At 74.2% G+C, this 21,372-nt stretch carries 21 protein-coding genes; 13 read left to right on the forward strand and 8 right to left on the reverse strand.

Annotation, left to right across the window (positions count from 1 at the left end; all coding sequences use genetic code 11):
- Positions 1 to 6: 6 nt before the first annotated feature.
- Genes TBIS_RS06895 through TBIS_RS19765 form a run of 4 tightly spaced genes read right to left on the reverse strand, consistent with a single transcriptional unit; the run spans position 7 to position 3,657 of the window.
- Positions 7 to 1,143, reverse strand: coding sequence for an LLM class flavin-dependent oxidoreductase (locus TBIS_RS06895; protein WP_013131628.1), 1,137 nt, complete (start codon positions 1,141 to 1,143; stop codon positions 7 to 9).
- A complete protein-coding gene (locus TBIS_RS06900) occupies positions 1,140 to 2,114 on the reverse strand; it encodes an ABC transporter substrate-binding protein (protein ID WP_013131629.1) in 975 nt (324 codons plus the stop codon). The genes TBIS_RS06895 and TBIS_RS06900 overlap by 4 nt, the downstream gene beginning before the upstream one ends.
- The gene (locus TBIS_RS19760; protein ID WP_013131630.1) at positions 2,111 to 2,851 is read right to left on the reverse strand and encodes an ABC transporter ATP-binding protein; all 741 of its coding nucleotides are present in this window, start codon (positions 2,849 to 2,851) and stop codon (positions 2,111 to 2,113) included. The genes TBIS_RS06900 and TBIS_RS19760 overlap by 4 nt, the downstream gene beginning before the upstream one ends.
- Positions 2,824 to 3,657: an ABC transporter permease gene (locus TBIS_RS19765; RefSeq protein WP_013131631.1), complete on the reverse strand. Its 834-nt coding sequence runs from the start codon at positions 3,655 to 3,657 to the stop codon at positions 2,824 to 2,826. The genes TBIS_RS19760 and TBIS_RS19765 overlap by 28 nt, the downstream gene beginning before the upstream one ends.
- Positions 3,658 to 3,776: 119 nt before the next feature.
- Here TBIS_RS19765 and TBIS_RS06915 point away from each other — a divergent pair, with 119 nt between their 5' ends.
- Entirely contained in the window at positions 3,777 to 4,100 is a 324-nt protein-coding gene (locus tag TBIS_RS06915) for a DUF4031 domain-containing protein (protein ID WP_013131632.1), read from the forward strand.
- Here TBIS_RS06915 and TBIS_RS06920 read toward each other — a convergent pair.
- Positions 4,002 to 4,760, reverse strand: a complete 759-nt coding sequence (locus TBIS_RS06920; protein WP_013131633.1) for an HD domain-containing protein — start codon at positions 4,758 to 4,760, stop codon at positions 4,002 to 4,004. The two genes, TBIS_RS06915 and TBIS_RS06920, sit on opposite strands and share 99 nt — an antisense overlap.
- 178 nt (positions 4,761 to 4,938) lie before the next feature.
- Here TBIS_RS06920 and TBIS_RS06925 point away from each other — a divergent pair, with 178 nt between their 5' ends.
- The 12 genes from TBIS_RS06925 (at position 4,939) to TBIS_RS06980 (ending at position 15,827) form a co-directional block, all read left to right on the forward strand.
- The gene (locus tag TBIS_RS06925) at positions 4,939 to 5,895 is read left to right on the forward strand and encodes an AAA family ATPase (RefSeq protein WP_013131634.1); all 957 of its coding nucleotides are present in this window, start codon (positions 4,939 to 4,941) and stop codon (positions 5,893 to 5,895) included.
- Entirely contained in the window at positions 5,888 to 7,084 is a 1,197-nt protein-coding gene (locus TBIS_RS06930; RefSeq protein ID WP_013131635.1) for a vWA domain-containing protein, read from the forward strand. Before TBIS_RS06925 ends, TBIS_RS06930 begins: the two co-directional genes overlap by 8 nt.
- Positions 7,077 to 8,177 (forward strand): XdhC family protein, encoded by a 1,101-nt coding sequence (locus TBIS_RS06935; RefSeq protein WP_013131636.1) that lies wholly within the window; start codon positions 7,077 to 7,079, stop codon positions 8,175 to 8,177. Before TBIS_RS06930 ends, TBIS_RS06935 begins: the two co-directional genes overlap by 8 nt.
- Positions 8,174 to 8,761 (forward strand): nucleotidyltransferase family protein, encoded by a 588-nt coding sequence (locus TBIS_RS06940; RefSeq protein ID WP_013131637.1) that lies wholly within the window; start codon positions 8,174 to 8,176, stop codon positions 8,759 to 8,761. The genes TBIS_RS06935 and TBIS_RS06940 overlap by 4 nt, the downstream gene beginning before the upstream one ends.
- A gap of 337 nt (positions 8,762 to 9,098) precedes the next feature.
- Positions 9,099 to 9,893 carry an SAM-dependent methyltransferase gene (locus tag TBIS_RS06945; RefSeq protein WP_013131638.1) on the forward strand — a complete coding sequence of 265 codons (795 nt, stop codon included), beginning with the start codon at positions 9,099 to 9,101 and terminating at the stop codon, positions 9,891 to 9,893.
- A gap of 87 nt (positions 9,894 to 9,980) precedes the next feature.
- Entirely contained in the window at positions 9,981 to 11,015 is a 1,035-nt protein-coding gene (locus TBIS_RS06950; RefSeq protein ID WP_013131639.1) for an LLM class F420-dependent oxidoreductase, read from the forward strand.
- Between the two features lie 78 nt (positions 11,016 to 11,093).
- Positions 11,094 to 12,158 carry a M24 family metallopeptidase gene (locus tag TBIS_RS06955; RefSeq protein WP_013131640.1) on the forward strand — a complete coding sequence of 355 codons (1,065 nt, stop codon included), beginning with the start codon at positions 11,094 to 11,096 and terminating at the stop codon, positions 12,156 to 12,158.
- Positions 12,159 to 12,184: 26 nt separating this feature from the next.
- Positions 12,185 to 12,745: an elongation factor P gene (gene efp, locus TBIS_RS06960; RefSeq protein WP_013131641.1), complete on the forward strand. Its 561-nt coding sequence runs from the start codon at positions 12,185 to 12,187 to the stop codon at positions 12,743 to 12,745.
- A 1-nt stretch (position 12,746) separates the two neighbouring features.
- Positions 12,747 to 13,181: a transcription antitermination factor NusB gene (gene nusB, locus TBIS_RS06965; RefSeq protein ID WP_013131642.1), complete on the forward strand. Its 435-nt coding sequence runs from the start codon at positions 12,747 to 12,749 to the stop codon at positions 13,179 to 13,181.
- A gap of 120 nt (positions 13,182 to 13,301) precedes the next feature.
- Positions 13,302 to 14,039: a methyltransferase domain-containing protein gene (locus TBIS_RS06970; protein WP_013131643.1), complete on the forward strand. Its 738-nt coding sequence runs from the start codon at positions 13,302 to 13,304 to the stop codon at positions 14,037 to 14,039.
- A 26-nt stretch (positions 14,040 to 14,065) separates the two neighbouring features.
- The gene (locus tag TBIS_RS06975) at positions 14,066 to 15,298 is read left to right on the forward strand and encodes a DNA polymerase IV (protein ID WP_013131644.1); all 1,233 of its coding nucleotides are present in this window, start codon (positions 14,066 to 14,068) and stop codon (positions 15,296 to 15,298) included.
- A gap of 145 nt (positions 15,299 to 15,443) precedes the next feature.
- The gene (locus tag TBIS_RS06980) at positions 15,444 to 15,827 is read left to right on the forward strand and encodes a DUF3040 domain-containing protein (RefSeq protein ID WP_013131645.1); all 384 of its coding nucleotides are present in this window, start codon (positions 15,444 to 15,446) and stop codon (positions 15,825 to 15,827) included.
- A gap of 568 nt (positions 15,828 to 16,395) precedes the next feature.
- Here the strand turns inward: TBIS_RS06980 and TBIS_RS06985 are convergent.
- From TBIS_RS06985 to TBIS_RS06995, 3 genes are read right to left on the reverse strand one after another with little or no spacing between them, the layout of a single operon-like run.
- On the reverse strand, positions 16,396 to 18,744 hold the full coding sequence (locus TBIS_RS06985; protein ID WP_013131646.1) for a transglutaminase TgpA family protein: 2,349 nt from the start codon (positions 18,742 to 18,744) through the stop codon (positions 16,396 to 16,398).
- The gene (locus TBIS_RS19410; protein WP_013131647.1) at positions 18,741 to 19,958 is read right to left on the reverse strand and encodes a DUF58 domain-containing protein; all 1,218 of its coding nucleotides are present in this window, start codon (positions 19,956 to 19,958) and stop codon (positions 18,741 to 18,743) included. Before TBIS_RS19410 ends, TBIS_RS06985 begins: the two co-directional genes overlap by 4 nt.
- A 12-nt stretch (positions 19,959 to 19,970) precedes the next feature.
- A complete protein-coding gene (locus TBIS_RS06995; RefSeq protein ID WP_013131648.1) occupies positions 19,971 to 20,951 on the reverse strand; it encodes an AAA family ATPase in 981 nt (326 codons plus the stop codon).
- Positions 20,952 to 21,372 lie beyond the last annotated feature (421 nt).

Raw genomic sequence — 21,372 nt, forward strand, 5'->3', positions numbered from 1 at the left:
GCCGGATCAGGCGCTGAGCGGCAGCGCCTCCTCGGCGGTCTTGATCCGCCCCCGCCGCCGCAGCTCGGGGAGCACCCCCTCGGCGAACCAGTAGGCCTCCTCCAGGTGGGGGTAGCCGGAGAGCACGAACTCCTCGATCCCGAGCGAGGCGTACTCCTCGATCAGGTCGGCGACCTCGGCGTGGCTCCCGACCAGGGCGGTGCCGGCGCCGCTGCGGACGAGGCCGACACCCGCCCAGAGGCCCGGGTAGACCTCCAGGTCCCGGGCCGAGCCGCCGTGGAAGCCCGCGTTCAGGGCGAGCATCCGCTGCTGCCCGACCGACTCGCTCTCGCCGAGGATCGCCCGGGCGGTCTCGATGTCCTTCGGGTCGATCCGCTCGAGCAGCCGCTCGGCGAAGTCCCAGGCCTCCTTGGACGTGTCCCGCGTGATCACGTGCAGGCGGATGCCGAACCGCAGCGTGCGGCCCTCCCGCTCGGCGAGCGACCGGATCCAGGCGAGCTTCTCCGCGACCTGCGCCGGGGGCTCCCCCCAGGTGAGGTAGACGTTCACGTGCCGCGCCGCGACCGGCCCGGCGGCCGCCGACGAGCCGCCGAAGTAGAGCTCGGGGACGGGGTCGGGGCGCTCGGCGACCGTGGCCCCCTCGACGTGGTAGTAGCGTCCCTTGAAGTCGTACGGCCCGGCCCAGGCGCCGCGCACGATGCTGAGGAACTCGTCGGTGCGCGCGTACCGCTCGTCCTTGGTGAGGTGGTCGCCGAACCGCCGCTGCTCGGTCGCCTCCCCGCCGGTGACCACGTTGAGCAGGAGCCGCCCGCCGGAGATCCGCTGGTAGGTGGCGGCCATCTGGGCGGCGAGGGTGGGCGACATCAGCCCGGGCCGGAACGCGACCAGGAACTTCAGCCGGGTGGTGACCTGGGAGAGCGCCGCCGCGACGAGCCAGGCGTCCTCGCACCAGGTGCCGGTCGGGGTGAGCACGGCCTCGAACCCGAGCCGTTCGGCCGCCTGGGCGACCTGGCCGAGGTAGTCGATGGAGGGCGGCCGGTACGGCACGTCGTCCGGCCGGCCGTGCCCCCGCTGGAGGCCGCGCCCGCCGCCGATGATCGCCCGGCCGTCGCCCGAGGTGGGCAGGAACCAATGGAATCTCACTGCTGTCCCTTCCCGAGAATGTCGTTGAACCGGTCGTCGACGAACTCCGCGAAGTCGATGGCGCGGGGGATCAGGCCCTCGGCCGCGAACGCGTCGGCCATCTCCTGCTCGGAGGAGACGACGGAGCCGTCGATGGGGATGGGGCGCATGACGTAGTTGGCGGCCGCGGCCTCGGTCACCCGCAGGGGCAGGCCGGTCTCCGCCGACCAGACCTTCGCCCATTCGGATTGGTGCGATATGGCCCAGGTCCGCGCCTTGGCGAGCCGCTCGAGGAAGTCGCGGATCGCCGCCTCCTTGGCCGGGTCCTGGAGCGCGGCCGGGGAGGCGACCTGGAAGTTGAGGCCGTTCACGTAGGCGGTGCCGTCGGTCAGCACCCGCGCCTTGTGCTCGAGCCGCGCCTGCGAGGTGAACGGCTCCCAGATCGCCCAGGCGTCGACGGTGCCCGAGGAGAACGCGGCGAGCGCGTCGGCCGGCTGGAGGTACTGCGGCTGGATGTCGGCGAAGGAGAGCCCGGCCTGCTTGAGCACGGCGAGCAGGTGGTAGTGCGCCGAGCTGCCCTTGGCCACCGCGACCCGCTTGCCCTTGAGCTGGGCGGGGGTGGTGATCGGGGAGCCGTCGGGCACGAGGATCGCGGCCCCGACCGGGTTCTGCCGGAATGCCGCCACCACGGTGATCCGCGAGCCCGCCGCCGCGGCGAAGATCGGCGGGGTGTTGCCGACGCCGCCGATGTCCACGGCCCCGGCGTGGACCGCCTCGAGCAGCGGCGGGCCGGAGGTGAACTGGGCCCAGGTGATCCGGTACGGGGTGCCCTCGAGGAGACCCGCGGCCTCGAGCACGGCCCGGGAGCCGGCCTTCTGGTCGCCGATGCGGAGGGTCACGGTATCGGCCGGGGCGCCGCCGCCGTTCCCCGCCGTGGCGCAGGCCGTGCCGGTGGCGACGAGCAGGAGCACGGCGAGCAGCTTCTTGATCATGAGGTTCCTTCCGGGGACACGCCGAGCGCGGTCAGGAGCTGGGTGCGGAGGGCGGTGAGCCCGGGGTGGTCCCGGCTCCGGGGGCGGGGCACGGTGACCGCCCACTCGTGGCCGATCCGCCCGCGCTCGAGCACGAGGACCCGGCCGGCGAGCAGCAGCGCCTCGTCCACGTCGTGGGTGACGAGCAGGACGGCCGGGCGGTGGGCCGCCCACAGGTCGAGCACGAGGCGGTGCATGGTGATCCGGGTCAGGGCGTCGAGCGCGCTGAACGGCTCGTCGAGCAGGAGCAGGGCGGGCTCGCGGACGAGGGCGCGGGCGAGGCTCGCCCGCTGCGCCTCGCCGCCGGAGAGGGTGAGCGGCCAGGCGTCCGCCCGTTCGGCCAGCCCCACCTCGGCGAGCGCGGCCCGGGCCCGCTCGTCCGGGTCGGGGACGTCGAGGCCGAGCGCGACGTTGGCCCGTACCCGCTTCCACGGCACGAGCCGGGGCTCCTGAAAGGCCACGGCGACCGACCCGGTGACGGTGAGGTCGCCCTCGATCTCCCGGTCGAGCCCGGCCAGCGCCCGTAACAGGGTCGACTTGCCCGAGCCGCTGCGGCCGAGGAGCGCGACGAACTCGCCGTGCCGGATCTCCAGGTCGAGCCCGTCGAGCACCGCGCGGTCCCCGAACCTCCGGGTCAGGCCGCGGACGCTGACCAGCGGCCGGGTGGCCGTCAGCCCGTCAGGAAGCCGCGCCGCCACGACAGCGCCCTCCTTTCGAGCAGCCGGACGAGCGCGTCGGTGAGCAGGCCGAGCGCGCTGTAGACCAGCAGGCCGACGACGACCACGTCGGTGCGGAGGAACTCCCGCGCGTCGTTGATCATGAAGCCGAGCCCGGCGTCCGCGTTGATCTGCTCGGCCACGATCAGGGCGAGCCAGGCCACGCCGAGGCTCTGCCGGAGGCCGACGAGCGTCTGGGGGAGCGCGCCGGGGAGCACGATGTGGCGGATGAGCTGTGCCCTGCTCAGCTTCAGGGTCTGCGCGACCTCGGCGAGCTTGCCGTCCACGCCGCGGATCCCGGCGAACGTGTTGAGGTAGAGCGGGACGGACACCGCGAGGGCGACCAGGAGCACCTTCGGCGTCTCGCCGATGCCGAACCAGAGGATGAACAGGGGGATGAGCCCGAAGAACGGCAGCGTCCGGATCATCTGCATGAGCGGGTCGACCGCGTTCTCCCCGGCCCGGCTCAGCCCGGCGATCAGCGCGAGCCCGATGCCCGCCACGGCCCCGGCGGTGAAGCCCACGAGCACCCGCTGAAGCGAGACGGAGATCGCGGCCGGCAGGGTCCCGGTCTGGATCAGCTCCACGGCCGTCGCCGCGATCGTGGAGGGGGCGGCGAGCAGGCGGGCGGGGAGCAGGCCGGTGGAGCTCGCGACCTGCCAGATCAGCAGGACGGCGATCGGGCTGATCCAGCGCTGCAGCCGCTTCCCCGGCAGCCGCCAACCCCGGGGGCGGGGGCCGGCCCAGGGCTGCGCCCGGGCGTGGTTCCCGATGTGCACAACGGACATGAGCGACCTCACACGCGACGAACGGACGACTTTCAGGGTTGCCCATATTTCCTACCAAGTCAATAGGAATATCTCTCGGTTAGGGTGCTCCCTGAACCGCGAGATCCGAGGAGGTCGCCGTGGCGGTGCTCATCGACCCGCCCTCCTGGCCCGGCCCTGGCGGGCTGCTCTGGTCGCACCTGGTGAGCGACGGCTGCTACGAGGAGCTGCACGAGTTCGCCCGCCGGCTGGGCGTCCCCGAACGGGCCTTCGACCGGGACCACTACGACGTGCCGGAGACCGTCTACGGCCGGGCCGTGCTGCTCGGCGCCGAGCCCGTCTCCAGCCGGGAGCTGGTGCGCCGGCTACGCGCGGCCGGCCTGCGCCGGCCCAAGTTCCGTTCCCCCGCCGGACAGCCGCCCCGTTTCCCCGCCGGACGGCCGCCCCGGTCCTCCGGCGGATAGCCGCCCCGTTTCCCCGCCGGACGGCCGCCCGGCGCCACCGGCGGACGGCCGCTCCAGCTCGGCCAGCTCCCGGCGCAGGTTCTCCCGGGCCCGGGCCTCCCACAGCCGGCGCGCCTCCGCCGTGCCGTACAGCGCGTCCCGCGCGAGCAGCCGGCGCAGCACGGCCGCCCGCCCGGCGCGGAACTCCGCGTCCGGCACGTGCCGGTACTCCTCCCGCACGGCCGCCGCGTACGCCGCGTACTCCGCGGGGGAGCCGGCGAGCACGGCCAGATCCGCGTCGCACAGCACGGCGGCGTTCGCGTCGCCCGGCGCGTAGGCGTGGGAGGCGGTCACCCGCACCAGCCGCGCCACCTCCCGCACCCGGTCCGCGGGGACTCCGCAGGCCGGCAGCCGGGCCTCGGCGAGCTGCGCGCTGCGCTCCTCGTCCCAGCCGGGACGGCCCTCGTAGCAGACGTCGTGGAACCACGCGGCGAGCCGTACCGCGTCCGCGTCGGCGGCGTGGGCGGCGAGCCGGTCGACGGCCGCGAGCACCGCCCGGAGGTGCGCGACGGTGTGGTAGCGGCGGTGCGGCTCCGCCCACCGCGCGATCAGCTCCGCGGTCAGGGCGCGGCCCGCGGGCGTGCCGGACAGGCCCGGGGGAGCGGGAAGGCCGAGCGCCATACCCGGGACTCTATCCCGGGACCCGATCCGGCGACCGGGCTCTGTCCCCGGCCCCGTTCCGGATCCCCGGCCCCGTTCCGGCGACGCCGGAGCGCTGGCAACCGGCTTCGCCGTGATCGTCAGGTATTTGGCGGATTCGGCCAGAGCCATGACGGCGACCGCGGCGTAGCCTGGTCGTGTGCTGCGGCGGACAATCACGGTTGCTGAGATCGACTCGCCGGCGAGGCTGGCGGAAGTCCTCGATCACCACGACTACCTGGCGGACGACGGGCTCGTCACCGCGGTCTTCCTCGCGCTGAAGATGGGGCGGCCCCTCCTCCTCGAGGGCGAGCCCGGCGTGGGCAAGACGGAACTCGCCAAGACGCTCGCCGCCGTTCTCGGCGCACCCCTGATCCGGTTGCAGTGCTACGAGGGCATCGACGCCGCCCAGGCCCTCTACGACTGGGACTTCGCCCGGCAGCTCCTCCACCTCAAGGCCGCGGAGGCGGCGGGCGCCACCGACGCGGCCGCGCTCGAGGACGAGATCTACCAGCGGCGCTTCCTCATCGCCCGGCCCCTGCTGCGGGCGCTGGAGACCCAGCCGAGCGTCCTGCTCATCGACGAGATCGACCGGGCCGACGACGAGTTCGAGGCGTTCCTGCTGGAGATCCTCTCCGACTACACGATCTCCATCCCGGAGCTGGGCACGATCAAGGCGGAGCGCCCGCCGGTGGTGGTGATCACCTCCAACCGGACCCGCGAGGTCCACGACGCCCTCAAGCGGCGCTGCCTCTACCACTGGCTGGAGCATCCCGGCTTCGAACGCGAGGTGGCGATCCTGCTCCGGCGGCTGCCGGGCTGCACCGAGCGGCTCGCCCGGGACGTGGCGGCCGCCGCGCAACGGCTCCGCGAGGCCGACCTGGTCAAGCCGCCCGGCGTGGCGGAGACCCTCGACTGGGCCGAGGCGCTGCTCAACCTCGGCGCCACCGAGCTCGACCCCGGCCTCGCCGCCGCCACCCTCGGCGCGGTGCTCAAGTACCGGGAGGACCAGACGGCGGTCCTCACCGGCGGCCTCCTCGACGGCGTGCGCGAACCGGCCGCGCGCACCGGTGACACCCGGCCCGCCGTGCCGGGGCCGGCCGGCCGCCATGGCTGACGACGCCGGCGGGCGGGCGGCCCGGCCGCAGGGCATCACCGCACTGCTCACCGGGTTCGCCCGGGCGCTCCGGTCCGCCGGGGTGCCGGCCGACCACCAGCGTACCCAGGCCTTCCTCACCGCGCTCGGCCACCTCAGCGTGGCCGAGGAGCGCCACGTGTACTGGGCCGGCCGGCTCACCCTCTGCGCCGGGCCCGCCGACATCCCCGTCTACGACCGGTGCTTCGCCGCGTACTTCTCCGGCGCCTGGCCGCGCACCGGCCGCGGTATCCCGCCGGTGCGGGTGGACCGGGTGGTCGCCCTGCCGTACGGCTCGCCCGAGGACCCGGGCGGGTCGGAGGACGGCACCGATCGCGTGGTGCCGGCCACGGCGAGCACGATCGAGGTGCTCCGCCACCGCGACGTCTCCCGGCTCACCCCGGAGGAGCGGCGGGAGGTGCACCGGATGATCGCGCTGCTCGACGGCGCCCGGGAGCCGCGGGTGTCGCGGCGGCTCCGCCCGGCGCACCGGGGCGACCTCGACGTCCGCCGCACGGTGCGGGAGGCGGTCCGCAGCGGAGGCGAGCCGGCCCGGCTGCGCCGCCGGGCCCGCCGGACGCGGCCGCGCCGCGTCGTCCTGGTGGTCGACGTGAGCGGCTCGATGTCCCCCTACGCGGACACCCTGCTGCGCTTCGCCCACGCCATGGTCCAGGCCGAGCCGCGGGCGACCGAGGTGTTCAGCGCGGGGACCCGGCTCACCAGGATCACCGCCGAGCTGCGCCACCGGGACCCGGAGAGGGCCATGAACGCCTGCTCGGCCGCCATCCCCGACTGGAGCGGCGGCACCCGGCTGGGCGAGGAGCTCAAGGCCCTGCTCCGGCTGCCCTTCCCGCGCGGCGCCACCGTCGTGATCGCCTCCGACGGGTGGGAGCGCGGCTCCGCCGAGCTGCTCGGCGCGCAGATGGCCCGGCTCTCCCGGATCGCGCACCGGGTGATCTGGGTCAACCCGCACAAGGGAGACCCGGCCTACCAGCCGCTCACCGCCGGGATGCGGGCCGCGCTGCCGTACGTCTCCGACTTCGTGGCCGGGCACAGCCTGGCCGCTTTCGAGAACCTGGCCGGCCTGCTCGCCGGCGGGCGGGGCGGTCGCAGGGGCCGCCGCACCCCAAGGAACGGACGTGGCCTTCGGGAGGTGCGTTCCGATGCGTGACGTTCTGCCGCAGCTCATGGAGTGGTGGGAGAACGGGGAGGTCTTCGGGCTCGCCACGGTGGTGAACACCTACCGGAGCGCGCCCCGCCCGCCCGGCGCCGCCCTGGCCGTGCGCGGCGACGAGGTGGTCGGCAGCGTGTCGGGCGGCTGCGTCGAAGGCGCGGTCTACGAGCTCGCCCGCGAGGTGGTGGCCAGCGGGCGGCCGGTGCTCGAGCGGTACGGGGTGAGCGACGACGACGCCTTCGCCGTGGGCCTCACCTGCGGGGGGATCATCGACATCTACGTGGAGCCGGTCTCCCGGGACACCTTCCCCGAGCTGGGGGAGGTCGCCGCGGCCGTCGCCGAGGGCGACCCGATCGCCGTGGCCACGGTGGTGGCCGGGCCGGGGACCGGCGCCCGCCGCGTCGTCCGGCCGGACCGCGCCACCGGCTCGCTCGGGTCGCCGGGCCTCGACCGGGCGGTCGACGACGACGCGCGCGGCATGCTCGCCCAGGGGATCACCGGGCTGCGCCGGTACGGCACGCAGGGGGAGCGGCTCAAGGACGAGGTGCAGGTCTTCGTCAGCTCCTTCGCGCCCCCGGCGCGGATGCTCGTCTTCGGCGCGATCGACTTCGCCGCCGCGGTCGCGCGGATCGGCAAGTTCCTCGGGTACCACGTCACGGTCTGCGACGCCCGCCCGGTGTTCGCGACCCGCAAGCGCTTCCCCGAGGCGGACGAGGTCGTGGTGGAGTGGCCGCACAGGTACCTCGCCCGCACCCGGGTGGACGAGCGGACGGTCATCTGCGTGCTCACCCACGACCCCAAGTTCGACGTGCCGCTGCTCGAGGTGGCGCTGCGCACCCCGGCCGCGTACGTGGGCGCGATGGGCTCGCGGCGCACCCACGAGGACCGGCTGGCCCGGCTGCGCGAGGCCGGGCTCACCGACGAAGAGCTCGCCCGGCTGCGGTCGCCGATCGGGCTCGACCTGGGGGCGCGCACCCCGGAGGAGACCGCGGTCTCCATCGCCGCCGAGCTGATCATGACGCGGTGGGGCGGGACCGGGCGGCCGCTCCGCACGACCGAGGGCCCGATCCACCGCGAGAGCGCGGCATGACCGCGGGCGGGCGCCGGCACGGCGAGGTGGCGGGGGTCCTGCTCGCCGCCGGCGGGGGCAGCCGGCTGGGCACGCCGAAGGCGATCGTCGAGTACCGGGGGGAGCGGCTCGCCGACCGGGGCGCGCGGCTCCTCGCCGAGGGCGGCTGCCATCCGGTCGTGGTGGTGCTCGGCGCGGTGCTGGTCCCGGTCCGGGGCGCGATCACCGTGTGCAACCCGGACTGGGCCACGGGCATGGGCTCATCACTCCGCGCCGGCCTGCGCGCCCTCCCCGGCTCGGCCCGCGCCGCGGTGATCGCGCTGGCGGACCAGCCGCTGATCCGGCCCGCGGCGATCGCCCGGCTGATCGCGGCGTTCCACACCGGGGCCACGGTCGCCGTCGCCGCCTACGGCGGGGTGGGGCGGAACCCGGTGCTCATCGCCCGGGAGCACTTCGCCGAGGTGGCGGAGCTCGCCGAGGGCGACGTCGGGGCGCGCCCGTTCCTGCGCGCCCACCCGGAGCTGGTCACGCTCGTCCCCTGCGACGACGCCGGTGACCCGGCGGACGTCGACACGCCCGAGGACCTGCGCTCGCTCGATCCGTGACCGGGGACCGGCCGGCACACGGGCGGGGCGAGCGGTCCGGTGCCGCAGCGGTCCAGGGGGAGCGGACGGCCGCCCGCGCCCGCCGGCGCCCATGGAGCCGATCGCCGGCCCGCGTGGCACGGGCCGCGCCGGCCCCGCGTCCACCGCGGCGTGGCCAGGGGGCCGAGCGCCTCCGGCCGATGGGACCACCGCGCCCGATCGCCGGCCGCGCGGCGGCGGAACGAGAGCAGGCCGGTGACGGATCGGGGAAACCCCTGTGGCGGGCGGGCCCGCGGGCGTAAGATCACCGACACCGCATCCGGTAAAACGGCGTCAAACCCGGATCAAGGAGTGAGCGGTGACGGACCAGCAGCGTCTCGGCGATTTCGACGTCCCGAACGTCGCGCGGATGTACGACTACTACCTGGGCGGCAAGAACCACTTCCCGGCCGATCGCGCGGCGGCGGAGAAGGTGATCGAGCTGTCGCGCGGGTACGTCAAGGAGGCCGCGCTGGAGAACCGTCTCTTCCTGCGCCGCGCGGTCCGGTTCCTCGCCGGCGAGTGCGGCGTCCGCCGCTTCCTCGACCTCGGCACCGGGCTGCCGACCCAGGGGAACGTGCACGAGATCGCGCTCGCCGAGGCGCCGGACGCCGAGGTGGTCTACGTGGACATCGACCCGCTGGTCGCCGCGCACGGCCGGGCGCTGCTCGCCGGTGACCCGCGGGTGGAGTTCCTCGAGGCGGACCTGCGCGACCCGGACCGGATCTTCGCCATGCTGCCCGAGCGGTTCACGCTCGACCGGCCGGTCGGCCTGCTCCTGGTCGCCTGCCTCCACTTCATCCCCGACGAGGAGGACCCGGCCGGGATCGTGGCGCGCTACCGCGAGCTGCTCCCGCCGGGCAGCTACATCGTGATCTCCCACGTGTGCTCCGACTCGCTCCAGGAGATCATGGCGGCCGCGGGCAACGTGTACGGCAACGCCAACGCCCCGTTCGAGGCGCGGCCCCGGGCGGCGATCGAGCGGTTCTTCGCCGGGCTGGAGCTGGTCGAACCCGGCCTGGTCCCGGTGCACGAGTGGCGGCCCGAGCCGGACGCGCTGCCGCCGCGGGCGGACATCATGGCGGTGCTCGGGGGAGTGGGCCGCCGCCCCTAGTGTTGGCCGGCCGCATCCCGCTCGTTAGCCTGGGCACGGAAAGAGAACATCATTCTGCTATCTGCGCACCGGAAAGGGCGGAGTGGGATGCGGATCGGAATGACCCTCAACTACGCCGGGGGCTTCAAGGAGACGGTGGCCGAGCTGGCCGACTATGAGAAGGCCGGGCTCGACATCGTCTTCGTCGCCGAGGCGTACAGCTTCGACGCGGTGAGCCAGCTCGGCTACATCGCGGCCAAGACCGAGCGGCTGCAGATCGCGTCGGGCATCCTGCCCATCTACTCCCGCACGCCCACGCTGCTCGCGATGACGGCCGCCGGGCTGGACTACGTCTCCGATGGGCGGTTCACCCTCGGCATCGGCGCCTCGGGGCCCCAGGTGATCGAGGGCTTCCACGGCGTGCCGTACACCGCTCCGCTCGGCCGGACCCGGGAGATCATCGAGATCTGCCGGAAGGTGTGGCGGCGGGAGCGGGTGGAGTACCAGGGCAAGTACTACACCCTGCCGCTGCAGGGCGGGACCGGCCTCGGCAAGCCGCTCAAGCTGATCAACCACCCGGTGCGGGAGCGGATCCCGATCGTGGTCGCCGCGATCGGCCCGAAGAACGTCCAGCTCGCCGCGGAGCTCGCCGAGGGCTGGCTGCCGATCTTCTTCGTGCCGGAGAAGTGCGCCGAGGTGTGGGGCGACGCGCTCGCGGCCGGCAAGTCCCGCCGGGACCCCGCGCTCGGCGAGCTGGACCTGATCGCCAGCATGCCGCTCGCCATCGGCGACGACGTCGCCGACCTGGTGGAGTTCGGTAGGGACATGGCCGCCCTCTACATCGGCGGCATGGGGGCCAAGAGCAAGAACTTCTACAACGACCTGGCCCGCCGGTACGGCTACGAGAAGGAGGCCGAGCAGATCCAGGACCTCTACCTCGCCGGCAAGAAGAAGGAGGCGGCCGCCATGGTCCCGCGCGAGCTGCTGGAGAAGACCTCGCTCATCGGCTCCGAGGGGTACATCCGCGAGCGGATCGCCCTCATGCGCGAGGTCGGCGTCACCACGCTCTGCGTGACCCCGATGGCCGCCACCCATGAGGAGCGCGTGCGGCTGATCGAGAGGATCAAGGAGCTCGTCTCCTGACGCCCGGCCACCGCCCCGCGGCCGGCGCCGCGGGGCGGGCGGGACGGCCGCGGCGCCGGTGGGCGTAGAGTCCACTCCGTGACCCAGTCCGTGAACCATGCCGAACGACGCGCCCGGTTCGCCGCGGCCCTCGCCGAGCGCGGGGTGGAGACCGCGCTCATCACCTGGCCGGTCAACGTGCGCTACCTGACCGGCCTGGCCAGCTCCAACGCGGCGGTGCTCGTCACCGCCTCCGGCGGGGCGGTGCTCGCCACCGACGCCCGGTACGCGGAGACCGCCCGGGCGCGCTGCCCCGACCTGGAGGTGATCGAGCACCGCGACGTGGCCGGCGTGCTGCTCGCCCGCGCGGCGGGGGAGGTCGCGGTCGAGGCCGACCACATGCCGGTCGCCGAGTACCGCAGGCTCTCCGACGGGCACCGCCTCATCCCGGTGAGCGCGCTGGTGGAGCCGGTCCGGGCGGTGAAGGACGAGGCCGAGATCGCGGCGCTCCGGCTGGCCTGCGAGATCACCGACCGGGCGTTCGCCGCGGTCCTCGAACGGCTCGCGCCCGGGGTGACCGAGCGCCGGATCGCCCGCTGGCTCGACACCGCCATGCTCGAGCTGGGCGCGGACCGGCCCGCCTTCGACACGATCGTCGCCAGCGGGCCCAACGGCGCGATCGCCCACCACGCGCCCACGGACCGCGAGATCCGGGCGGGCGACCTGGTGACCATGGACTTCGGCGCGTGCTGCGACGGCTACCACGCCGACATGACCCGGACCGTGGCGGTCGGCCGGCCGGCCGGATGGCAGCGCGACCTCTACGATCTGGTCCGGCGGGCCCAGCGCGCCGGGTGCGACGCGGTACGGCCGGGCGCGACCGTGCACGAGGTGGACGCGGCCGCGCGCGCGGTGATCACCGAGGCCGGTCACGGGGAGCACTTCCACCACGGGCTCGGCCACGGGGTGGGCCTGGAGATCCACGAGCTGCCGTACTTGGGCCCCGGCAAGCCCGGTAAACTAGAACCTCGGGTTCCGATCACCGTCGAGCCGGGGGTCTACCTCCCGGGAAGAGGCGGTGTGCGCATCGAGGACACGCTTGTCACGCGTGATGACGGGCCGGAGCTTCTCACACTGACCACCAAGGACCTGCTCATTCTCTAAGGGCAGCCGCACGCGGGAGAACCTACGTGGCGACGACGAACGACCTTAAGAACGGACTCGTGCTCAAGCTCGAGGGCGGCGAGCTGTGGACCGTCGTCGAGTTCCAGCACGTCAAGCCCGGCAAGGGCGGTGCGTTCGTCCGTACCAAGCTCAAGAACGTCCTGTCCGGGAAGGTCGTCGACCGGACCTTCAACGCCGGCGTCAAGGTCGACGTGGCGAACGTCGACAAGCGCGAGATGCAGTTTTCCTACCTCGACGGTGACGAGTTCGTCTTCATGGACACCCAGACCTACGACATGGTCCACGTCCCCCGGTCGGTGGTGGGAGACGCTGCCAACTACATGCTCGAGAACATGACGGCGACGGTCGCCTTCCACGAGGGCACCCCGCTCTACGTGGAGCTCCCCGCCTCCGTCGAGCTGGTGATCGCGCACACCGAGCCGGGCGTGCAGGGCGACCGCTCCACCGGCGGGACCAAGCCGGCCACCCTCGAGACCGGTGCCGAGATCAAGGTTCCGCTGTTCATCACCACCGGTGAGAGGGTCAAGGTGGACACCCGGACCGGCGAGTACCTCGGCCGGGCCTGACGTGACGACGGTACGGGGGAAGGGCCGCCAGGAGCGGACGCAAGCCCGCCAGCGGGCCCTGGACATCCTGTTCGAGGCCGAGGCCCGGGCGGTGAGCCCGCTGCAGGTGCTCGACGAACGGGCCAAGGAAGCGGATCCTCCGGTCCTCGAGTACACGGTCACCCTGGTCGAGGGCGTGGTGCGGCACCAGGACCGCATCGACGAGCTCATCTCCACCTACGCGCAGGGGTGGACACTCGACCGGATGCCGGCCGTAGACCGGAACATCCTCCGTGCCGGCACCTATGAGATGCTCTGGTCGACGGACGTGCCGGAGAACGTGGTCATCAGCGAATGGGTCCGGCTCGCGGCCGAGCTGTCGACCGACGAGTCTCCGCACTTCGTCAACGGCCTGCTCGCCCGGTTCAAGGAGCTCAAGCCGTCGCTGACGATCTAGGCCGCCCGCCCGGCGACCCGGCGGGCGGCGCCCGCTGATCCGGGACGGCGCGCCAGGCGCCGGGGAGCGGCGGCGCGGCAAGGCGGCAGGCGCGGGGCACGCCCCGGGTAAGGAGGGGAAATGCGGGACGCCACACGGCAGACCGTCGTCTGGGAGGCGCTGCGCGCCGTCCTCGCCGAGCGGGCCGCGGCCGCCGGCACCGGTTCGCTCGACATCGTCGACGCCGGCGGCGGCACCGGTGGCTTCGCCGTCCCCCTCGCCGGGCTCGGGCACCGGGTGACCGTGGTCGACCCCTCGCCCGACGCGCTCGCCGCGCTGGAACGCCGGGCCGCCGAGGCCGGGGTCCAGGTGAAGGGCCTCCAGGGCGACGTGACCGACCTCGGCGAGCTGCTCCCGCCGGGCTGCGCCGACGTGGTGCTCTGCCACTGCACGCTCGAGCACGTGGACGATCCGGCCGGCGCGCTCGCCGCCATCGGCCGCGTCCTCCGCGACGACGGCGTGATCAGCGTGATCGCGGCGAACTCGGTCGCCGCCGCGCTCCACCGCGCGCTCGCGGGCCGGTTCGACGAGGCGAGCCGCGTTCTCGGCGAGCCGGGCGGGCGCTGGGGCGACCGGGATCCGATGCCGCGCCGGTTCACCCGCGAGGAGCTCGTCGGGCTGCTCACCGCGGCCGGGTTCACCGTCGGGGACGTGCACGGCGTGCGGATCTTCACCGACATCGTGCCCAGCATGCTCGCCGAGAGCGATCCCGGCGCGCTGATCGCGCTGGAGCGGGCCGCCGCCTCCCACCCGGTGTTCCGCGACATCGCCACCCAGCTCCACGTCATCGGGCGCAAGCGGCGGCCGGCCGGAGATTAGAAACTCTGTTCGGTTAGGCTGCTGGTATGTCCAGGCAGCCCATCCGCGGATCGGTGCCGGACGGCCCGGCCGGCGACACCGGCTGCCCGATCCTGCACGTGGACATGGACGCCTTCTACGCCAGCGTCGAGCTGCTCGACCGGCCGGAGCTGCGGGGCGCCCCGGTGATCGTCGGGTCGCCCGGTCCCCGGGGCGTGGTGCTGAGCGCCAGCTATGAGGCCCGCCGGTACGGCGTCCGCTCGGCGATGCCGATGACGCAGGCCCGCCGCCGCTGCCCGGCTGCCGTGATCATCCCGCCGCGCCACGCCAAGTACGCCGAGGTCTCCCGGGGGATCATGGAACTCCTCCGGGACATCACCCCGCTGGTGGAGCCGATCGCGCTGGACGAGGCGTTCCTCGACGTCGGCGGCGCCCGCCGCAGGCTCGGCCCGCCCGCCGCGATCGCCCGCATGATCCGCGAGCAGGTGGCCGGGCGCTTCGGCATCACCTGCTCGGTCGGGGTGGCGAACAGCAAGTTCGTGGCGAAGCTCGCCTCGCGGCGGTGCAAACCGGACGGCATGCTGGTCGTCCCCGCCGACAAGGTGATCGAGTTCCTCCACCCGCTCCCCGTCGCCGAGCTCTGGGGGGTGGGGGAGCGCACGGAGCAGGCCCTGACCCGCCTCGGCATCCGGACCGTCGGCGATCTCGCCCGGGTTCCGGTGGCCACCCTCCGGCGCGAGTTCGGCGCGCTGGGGGAGCGCCTCGCCGAGCTGGCCTGGGGCCGGGACGACCGCCCCGTGGTCCCGGACGCCCCCGACAAGAGCATCGGCAGTGAGGAGACGTTCTCCCACGACGTCGACGACCCGGAGACGATCAAGCGGGAGCTGCTGCGGCTGTCGGAGCGGGTCGCCGCCCGGCTCCGGGCGGGCGGGTACGTCGGCCGCACGGTGAGCGTGAAGCTCCGCCGCTCCGACTTCACCACCATCACCCGGTCGCGGACCCTGCGCGAGCCGACCGACGTGGCGCGGGAGATCTACGGGACGGCGCGCGGCCTGTACGAGTCCTCCGGCCTGGAGCGGGCGCGGCTGCGGCTGGTCGGGGTGCGCGTGGAGAACCTCCGCCCGGCCGCCACGGCCGCGCACCAGCTCAGCCTGGGCGAGCGGGAGAAGGGCTGGCGCGACGTGGAACGGGCCATGGACCGGGTGATCATGCGATTCGGCCCGGGAGCGGTACGCCCGGCGTCGCTGGTGGAGCCCCCGCATGATGAGATGGGTCTATGACGCGCCGCCGGTTTGTGGCATGTTGAACGTTTTCTTTCGCCCACGTCTACGGGCTCGTATTCTGGGGATAACCGACCGCGAGGTTGGGCATCCCGAGCCGTCCGTTGCCGTCTTCCCCTGAATGGGGCCGTCCTTGGGAGGCGCCGTGCCGCTGTCTGAGCACGAGCAGCGCTTGCTCGACCAGATCGAGCAGGCCCTCTACGCGGAGGACCCGAAGTGGGCGCACAGCGTCCGGATCAGTGACCCCCGCAACCACTACAAGCGCCGCCTGATCAAGGCGGCGATCGGCTTCGCCTTCGGTGTGGTGCTGCTGATGGTCGGCGTGGTGGCGCAGCAGATCCCGCTGGGCGTCGCCGGCTTCGTCGTGATGCTCGCCGCCTCGCTGTGGGGCCTGTCGAGCTGGAAGCGGATGAACGGCTTCGCGTACCCCCCGTCGCCGGACGAGGGGAGGCCGCCGATGCGCCGGCCGAAGCAGACCTTCATGGAGCGCATGGAGGAGCGCTGGCGCCGCCGCCAGGAAGAGCGCTGACCCGGGCGCGCCGCCGGGGAACGCTCCGCTGAGGCCCTCTCCCCCTCCGCCTCGGCGAGCGGCACCGCGCCGGGCGTGCCCACCCGGGACCTCTCAGACGAGACGCCGGCCGCGCCCACGGCGTGGCCGGCGGACGGCCGTGCACGGCCACGGTTCGGCAGGGCGGATCCGCCCGCGCCCATCCGGCGAGCGCGTGCGCCCGTGCCTGCGATCGACGCCGCGGGCCATCGGACACGAAGGGGCGATGGGCCCCGTCCGCCCGCGCACGCGAGATCCGCTCGACGCTCTCGCACCGCCGCGGTGGCGAGGCGCCCGTGCGCCCGCGCACGCGATGCCCTCCATTCAGCGGGCGTGACATGGCTCGGCCGCGTGTCCCCGGGCCCGCGCGCACGCGATGCCTTGCGGGCCTGCCGGCTTTCCGGCGCGCGGACGGTCACGGCCCCTGGCGGGGACGGGGGCCGGTTCCGGGACTGACGACGCCCGGGGCCATGCCCGGGGCGGGACGCCGCGGCCCAAGGCCGGACGGATGCCCCTGACGCGACACCGCGGCCCGGCCCGCCCAGCCGGCTCATCCCCGGGCCCGGCCGATCCTGACCGCCTCGAGCATGTCGAACAGGTCGAGCGCGCGCTCGGCGAGCGCCCGGGCGCGCCGGAACGTCGAGGCCGGGGCGAGGACCGCGCCGGCCCGCCGCCATCGGGACACGGTGCGGGCGAGCGCGCGCCGCACCCGCCGGAGGTCCTCGGCCGTGGGCGCCGCGCCGCCGGGGGAGGGGGCGTAGCTGAGCCGCTCCTGCGCGGCCCCGATCGCCGCGAGCGAGGCGGCGTCCGCGCCACCGAGCCCGTGGCGCTCGGAGATCCGCCGGCAGAGCGCCCGCGGGCTCTCGCTGGGCAGCCTGGCCAGCCCGAGGTCGGTGAGCGTGTCGCAGAGCTCCGCCCAGGCCGCCTCGATCGCCGGGGCGGGCGCGCCGCCGCCGAGCACCCGGCGCCGCCGCAGCCAGACGGCCCGCCGCACCCCAGCGGGGATCAGCGCGACCAGCAGGACCAGGACCGCCACGAGCCCCGCCTTGACCGCGCCGGGCACGCCGGTGTCCTGGCCGGTGGGGACCGCGCCGAGGTCGGGATCGTCGATCGCGCGGCGGCCGGCCGCGGTCGGGGCGGCCGTGGGCTCCGCCTCGTCCGGCTCCGCCGAGGCGGCCGCCGACGGGCCGGCGTTCGGCGTCACGGTGGGCGGCGCCGGGAGCGTGTACGACGGCGGCTCGGCCGTGCCCTGCCCGGTGGCGCCGGAGGGCGTCGGCTCGAACCGCAGCCACCCGATGCCGTCGAAGTACAGCTCGGGCCAGGCGTGGGCGTCGTGCGTGGTGACGACCCAGGAGTCCTCCGACCGGGTGCCGCCGGTGTACCCGATCGACACCCGGGCCGGGATCCCGAGGATCCGGGCCATCACCGCCATCGCGCTCGCGAACTGCTCGCAGTACCCGGCGCGGGAGGTCAGCAGGAACCGGGCGATGGCCCGGGACCCGGAGCCGGAGGCGAGCAGGCTGTAGGTGAACCCGCCCGTCTCGGTGAACCACCGCTGCAGGGCGACCGCCTTCCGGTACGGGGTGTCGGCCTCCTGGGTCACCTCTTCGGCGAGCGCGGCGATCCGGGGGTCGAGGTCGTCGGGGAGCGCCAGGTACCGCTCGTCGGGTGGCTCGACGCCCGCCGCGTCGAGCTGGTCGGCCGTGGGCCGCGGCTCGCCCATCTCGACCCGGTACTCCAGCCCGGCCGCCTCGTCGCTGGGGGAGAACACGGTGAGCGTGGCCCGGTCCGCCCGCCAGTCGCCCTCGGCCTCGACCCGGGTCGCCGGGTACGGCAGCGGGAGGAACCTCAGCTCACTGATCTCGTCACTGATCTTGATCTCCATCTCCGCCCGGGCCACCTCGACATCCGGGCCGAGCCCGGGGGCCGGGGGGAGCGGCCCGGCGGAGACCCGGTCCTGCGGCCGGCCCCGCAGCGAGCCCACCGTCCACTTCACCCCGTCGAAGACGTCGAGGGCGTAGATGCGCAGGTATCTCGGCCGGTCGTCGCTGCTGGTGTAGGTGAGGACGATCCGGTTCTCGAACCGGCGGAGCTGCCCGCCCAGCTCGGCGACCGCGTCGGGGATGCCGATGGTGCCACCGCCCGCCCCGGTGCCGTTGCCCGCGCCGAAGCCGGCCACGGGGTTGGGCGTGAGCGTCGGCAGCAGCGCGGGGACCACGACGGCGAGCGCGACCGCCGCCGCGCCGATCCGCTTGCCCGGCAGCGCCGGCCGGACGAGATCGCGACGGCGGCTCACCGCCCTGGCCCGGTGCAGCGTGATCACCGGGCCCCAGCCGTGCAGCCGCTCCCGGCCGTCGGCGGCGAGCAGCCCCAGGTACCCGGCGGCGGCGAGCACGAACACCGGCCAGGCGATCGGCTCGGTGAGCACGGCCGCCGGCACGGTGAAGAGCGCGAGCAGGGGCATCCCGGCCGCGGCCGCGCTGCGCAGCCGGATCGCGAGCCAGTCGACGAGGATGGCGATGAGCGCGACCCCGCCCGCGGTGATCAGGCGGACGCCCGGGGTGGCCGGCACCGGTGCGCTGTACCGCTGGATCTCGCCGAACCCGGTGGAGACGAGATCGCCGAGCCTGCCGAGCGACTCCTCGGTCGGGACGATCCGCAGCCACGCCTCGCCCGGGGCGAAGGCCGCGGTCAGGAACACCAGGGTGACGGCGAGCATGACCGGCGGCACCGCCCACGGCCGGAGGCGCAGCCGGGAGGCGGCGATCCCGGCCCCGGTCACCACGAGGATCGCGCCGAGGCAGTCCCACCACCAGGAGCCGCCGGCGATGAGCGGCTGCAGGGTCGCCGTGACGGCGGCCGTGGCCAGCGCCCCCGCGATCGACAGCCGGATCATCATGCCGCGCGCCTCCTCCCCGCCTGGGGCCAGACCGCGGCGAGCGGGGTGTCCTTGGCCAGGTCGAGCACCCGCCACCCGGCGCCGGTGAGCAGCGCCCGGGCCTGACCGGCCGTCTCGTCGGGGTGCCCGCCCCAGGTGGCGACGTCGAGCAGCACCGCGACCGCGTTCACGCCGTGCCGCCGCAGCCCGGCGAGGGCGCGCGCGTCCTCGGGGTGGAGCGCGCCGAGCACGGCGATGATCAGCCCGTCGCCGTCCTGCCGGAGGGCGGCGATCCCCTGCTCCAGGGAGTACAGCGGGCTCTCCCGCACCACCGCGAGCATGTCGAGGAGCGGCCACGCCCCGGCCTCGGCCGGCCGCCGGCGGCCCTCGTCGGTGACGAGCCGCAGGGTGAGCCCGTCCTGGGCGAGGGCCGCGCCGATCGAGGCCGCGGCCGAGACCGCCGCCTCGAACGAGGAGGCGGCCCCGTCGCCCCGGTGCGCCCACCGGCGGGTGTCGAGCAGCAGCGTCCCCCGGCTCTCCCACTGCTGCTCCTCGCGCCGGACCATCAGCTCCCCGCGCCGCGCCGTGGACCGCCAGTGGACCCGCCGCAGCTCGTCGCCGTGCCGGTACTCGCGCGGCGCGACGTCGTCGTCCCCGGCTGTGGCGATCGACCGGGTACGGCCCTCGCCGCCGTCGCCCCACTCCCCGGACAGCCGCACCCTGGGCAGCGGCTCGATCCGCGGCGTCACGGTGAGGGTGTCGACGAAGGTGAACGACCGCACCAGCTCGACCAGGCCGAAGGGGTCGGTGATCCGCACGGTGAGCGGGCCGATGGGGTAGCGCCCGCGCACGGCCGGCCGTACCGTGTAGCGGATCTCCCGGACCCCGTGCGGCTCCACCCGGTCGAGCGCGTACCTGGGCGCGGCCTCGAGTGCGGAGGGGAGCGTGTCCTCCACCAGCAGCAGCCCGGTGGGCAGCCGCGTGGCGTTGGAGAGCCGGATCATGACGGTGCTCGTCGCCCCGGCCTCGACCCGGGCCGGCTCCAGGCGGCGGGCGCAGGTGAGCCGGTAGCGGGTCCGCGCCACCACCAGGGCGGCGAGCAGCGGCAGCGCGAGCACCAGCACGGCGATCCGCACCAGGTCCTGCTCGCCGAGGACGATCGCGCAGGCCAGCGCGGCCACCCCGGCGGCGAGGAAGGAGCGCCCCCGGGACGTCAGGGCCTTCAACCCGGTCATGGCGCCCTCCGGTCAGCGGGAGTCGGGCACCGGGACCTGACGGACCAGATCGGCGATGATCTGCTCGGGATCGTGGCGCAGCCCCTGCGCGTCGAGGCTGGGGAGGACGCGGTGCGCCAGCACCGGGACGGCGAGCTCCTGCAGGTCGTCCGGGATCACGTAGTCCCGGCCGGCGAGCGCGGCGTGGGCGCGGGCGCTGCGCACCAGGTGCAGGGTGGCGCGCGGGGACGCGCCGAGCCGCAGGTCACGGCTGCTCCGGGTGGCCGAGACCAGGTCGACGGCGTACCGCTTCACCGCCGGCGCGACGTAGACCGTGCGCACGGCCCGGATCAGGGCCCGGATCTCGGCGGTGGTCGCCACCGGCTTGAGCTTGTCGAGCGGCTGCTCGGCGCCGTGCACGTCGAGCATCTCCAGCTCGGCCGCGGGATCCGGGTACCCGATGGAGATCCGCGCGGTGAACCGGTCGCGCTGCGCCTCGGGCAGCGGGTAGGTGCCCTCCATCTCGACCGGGTTCTGGGTCGCGATGACCATGAAGGGGGAGTCGAGGGGGTAGGTGCGGCCGTCGACGGTGACCTGGCGCTCCTCCATGCACTCGAGCAGGGCCGACTGGGTCTTGGGCGAGGCCCGGTTGATCTCGTCGCCGACGACGATGTTCGCGAAGACCGGACCGGGCTTGAACTCGAACTCCCGCGTCTGCTGGTTGTACGCGCTCACCCCGGTGATGTCGCTCGGCAGCAGGTCGGGGGTGAACTGGACCCGTTTGACCGTGCAGTCGATCGAGCGGGCGAGGGCCTTGGCGAGCATCGTCTTCCCGACGCCCGGAACGTCCTCGATGAGCAGGTGTCCTTCGGCGAGGAGCACGGTGAGGGTGAGGCGCACCACGTCACCCTTGCCCTCGATCACGGATTCGATCGCCCGGCGGATCCGCTGGGCGGTGTCGACCAGCGCCTCGAGCCGGGTTTCCACATCGGTGACGTCGGGGGTCGCTGTCACCAGGCCTCCATCAGGGTGCGTCCCCGGTAATGGGGCGTTAAACGGTCGTTATCCATTCTGAGATGCCCACTGTGCCGCAGCGGGAGGTACGTGCACGACTTTGTCAGGAAATCCCGGTGAATAACAGCAGTGTTCGCCGGTCGTGTTCGCCATCCGGTCCCGTGTGCGTTCGAATCCCGTGACAATCGCGCTCCACTTTTCCCCACCAGGGCACGCCGGACGCGCTCTCGCCCCATGGCGTACGGCCTCCGCGGCGCCCCTGGGGCGGGGGAGAGGCCTCGCTCTTTACCGTGAATAAGCTGCGAAAACGCGGACGAATTACCGCGAGTGATCACAGTTACACGGTTGACGGTGGGGAGAAGTGGAGTATCGTGGTGCGCAGTGGAGGGCTGAGGCTGAAGCGCTGAGCGCTCCCAAGGCA

It is taken from the genome of Thermobispora bispora DSM 43833 (assembly GCF_000092645.1).
In the GTDB taxonomy this organism is placed as follows: Bacteria; Actinomycetota; Actinomycetes; order Streptosporangiales; family Streptosporangiaceae; genus Thermobispora; species Thermobispora bispora.

Coding starts and splice junctions, on each gene's coding strand:
- TBIS_RS06900 (WP_013131629.1), bottom strand. CDS start 2,114: ATGATCAAGAAGCTGCTCGCCGTGCTCCTGCTCGTCGCCACCGGCACG.
- TBIS_RS19765 (WP_013131631.1), bottom strand. CDS start 3,657: ATGTCCGTTGTGCACATCGGGAACCACGCCCGGGCGCAGCCCTGGGCC.
- TBIS_RS06920 (WP_013131633.1), bottom strand. CDS start 4,760: ATGGCGCTCGGCCTTCCCGCTCCCCCGGGCCTGTCCGGCACGCCCGCG.
- TBIS_RS06930 (WP_013131635.1), top strand. CDS start 5,888: ATGGCTGACGACGCCGGCGGGCGGGCGGCCCGGCCGCAGGGCATCACC.
- TBIS_RS06935 (WP_013131636.1), top strand. CDS start 7,077: ATGCGTGACGTTCTGCCGCAGCTCATGGAGTGGTGGGAGAACGGGGAG.
- TBIS_RS06940 (WP_013131637.1), top strand. CDS start 8,174: ATGACCGCGGGCGGGCGCCGGCACGGCGAGGTGGCGGGGGTCCTGCTC.
- TBIS_RS06950 (WP_013131639.1), top strand. CDS start 9,981: ATGCGGATCGGAATGACCCTCAACTACGCCGGGGGCTTCAAGGAGACG.
- TBIS_RS06970 (WP_013131643.1), top strand. CDS start 13,302: ATGCGGGACGCCACACGGCAGACCGTCGTCTGGGAGGCGCTGCGCGCC.
- TBIS_RS06975 (WP_013131644.1), top strand. CDS start 14,066: ATGTCCAGGCAGCCCATCCGCGGATCGGTGCCGGACGGCCCGGCCGGC.
- TBIS_RS06985 (WP_013131646.1), bottom strand. CDS start 18,744: ATGATGATCCGGCTGTCGATCGCGGGGGCGCTGGCCACGGCCGCCGTC.
- TBIS_RS19410 (WP_013131647.1), bottom strand. CDS start 19,958: ATGACCGGGTTGAAGGCCCTGACGTCCCGGGGGCGCTCCTTCCTCGCC.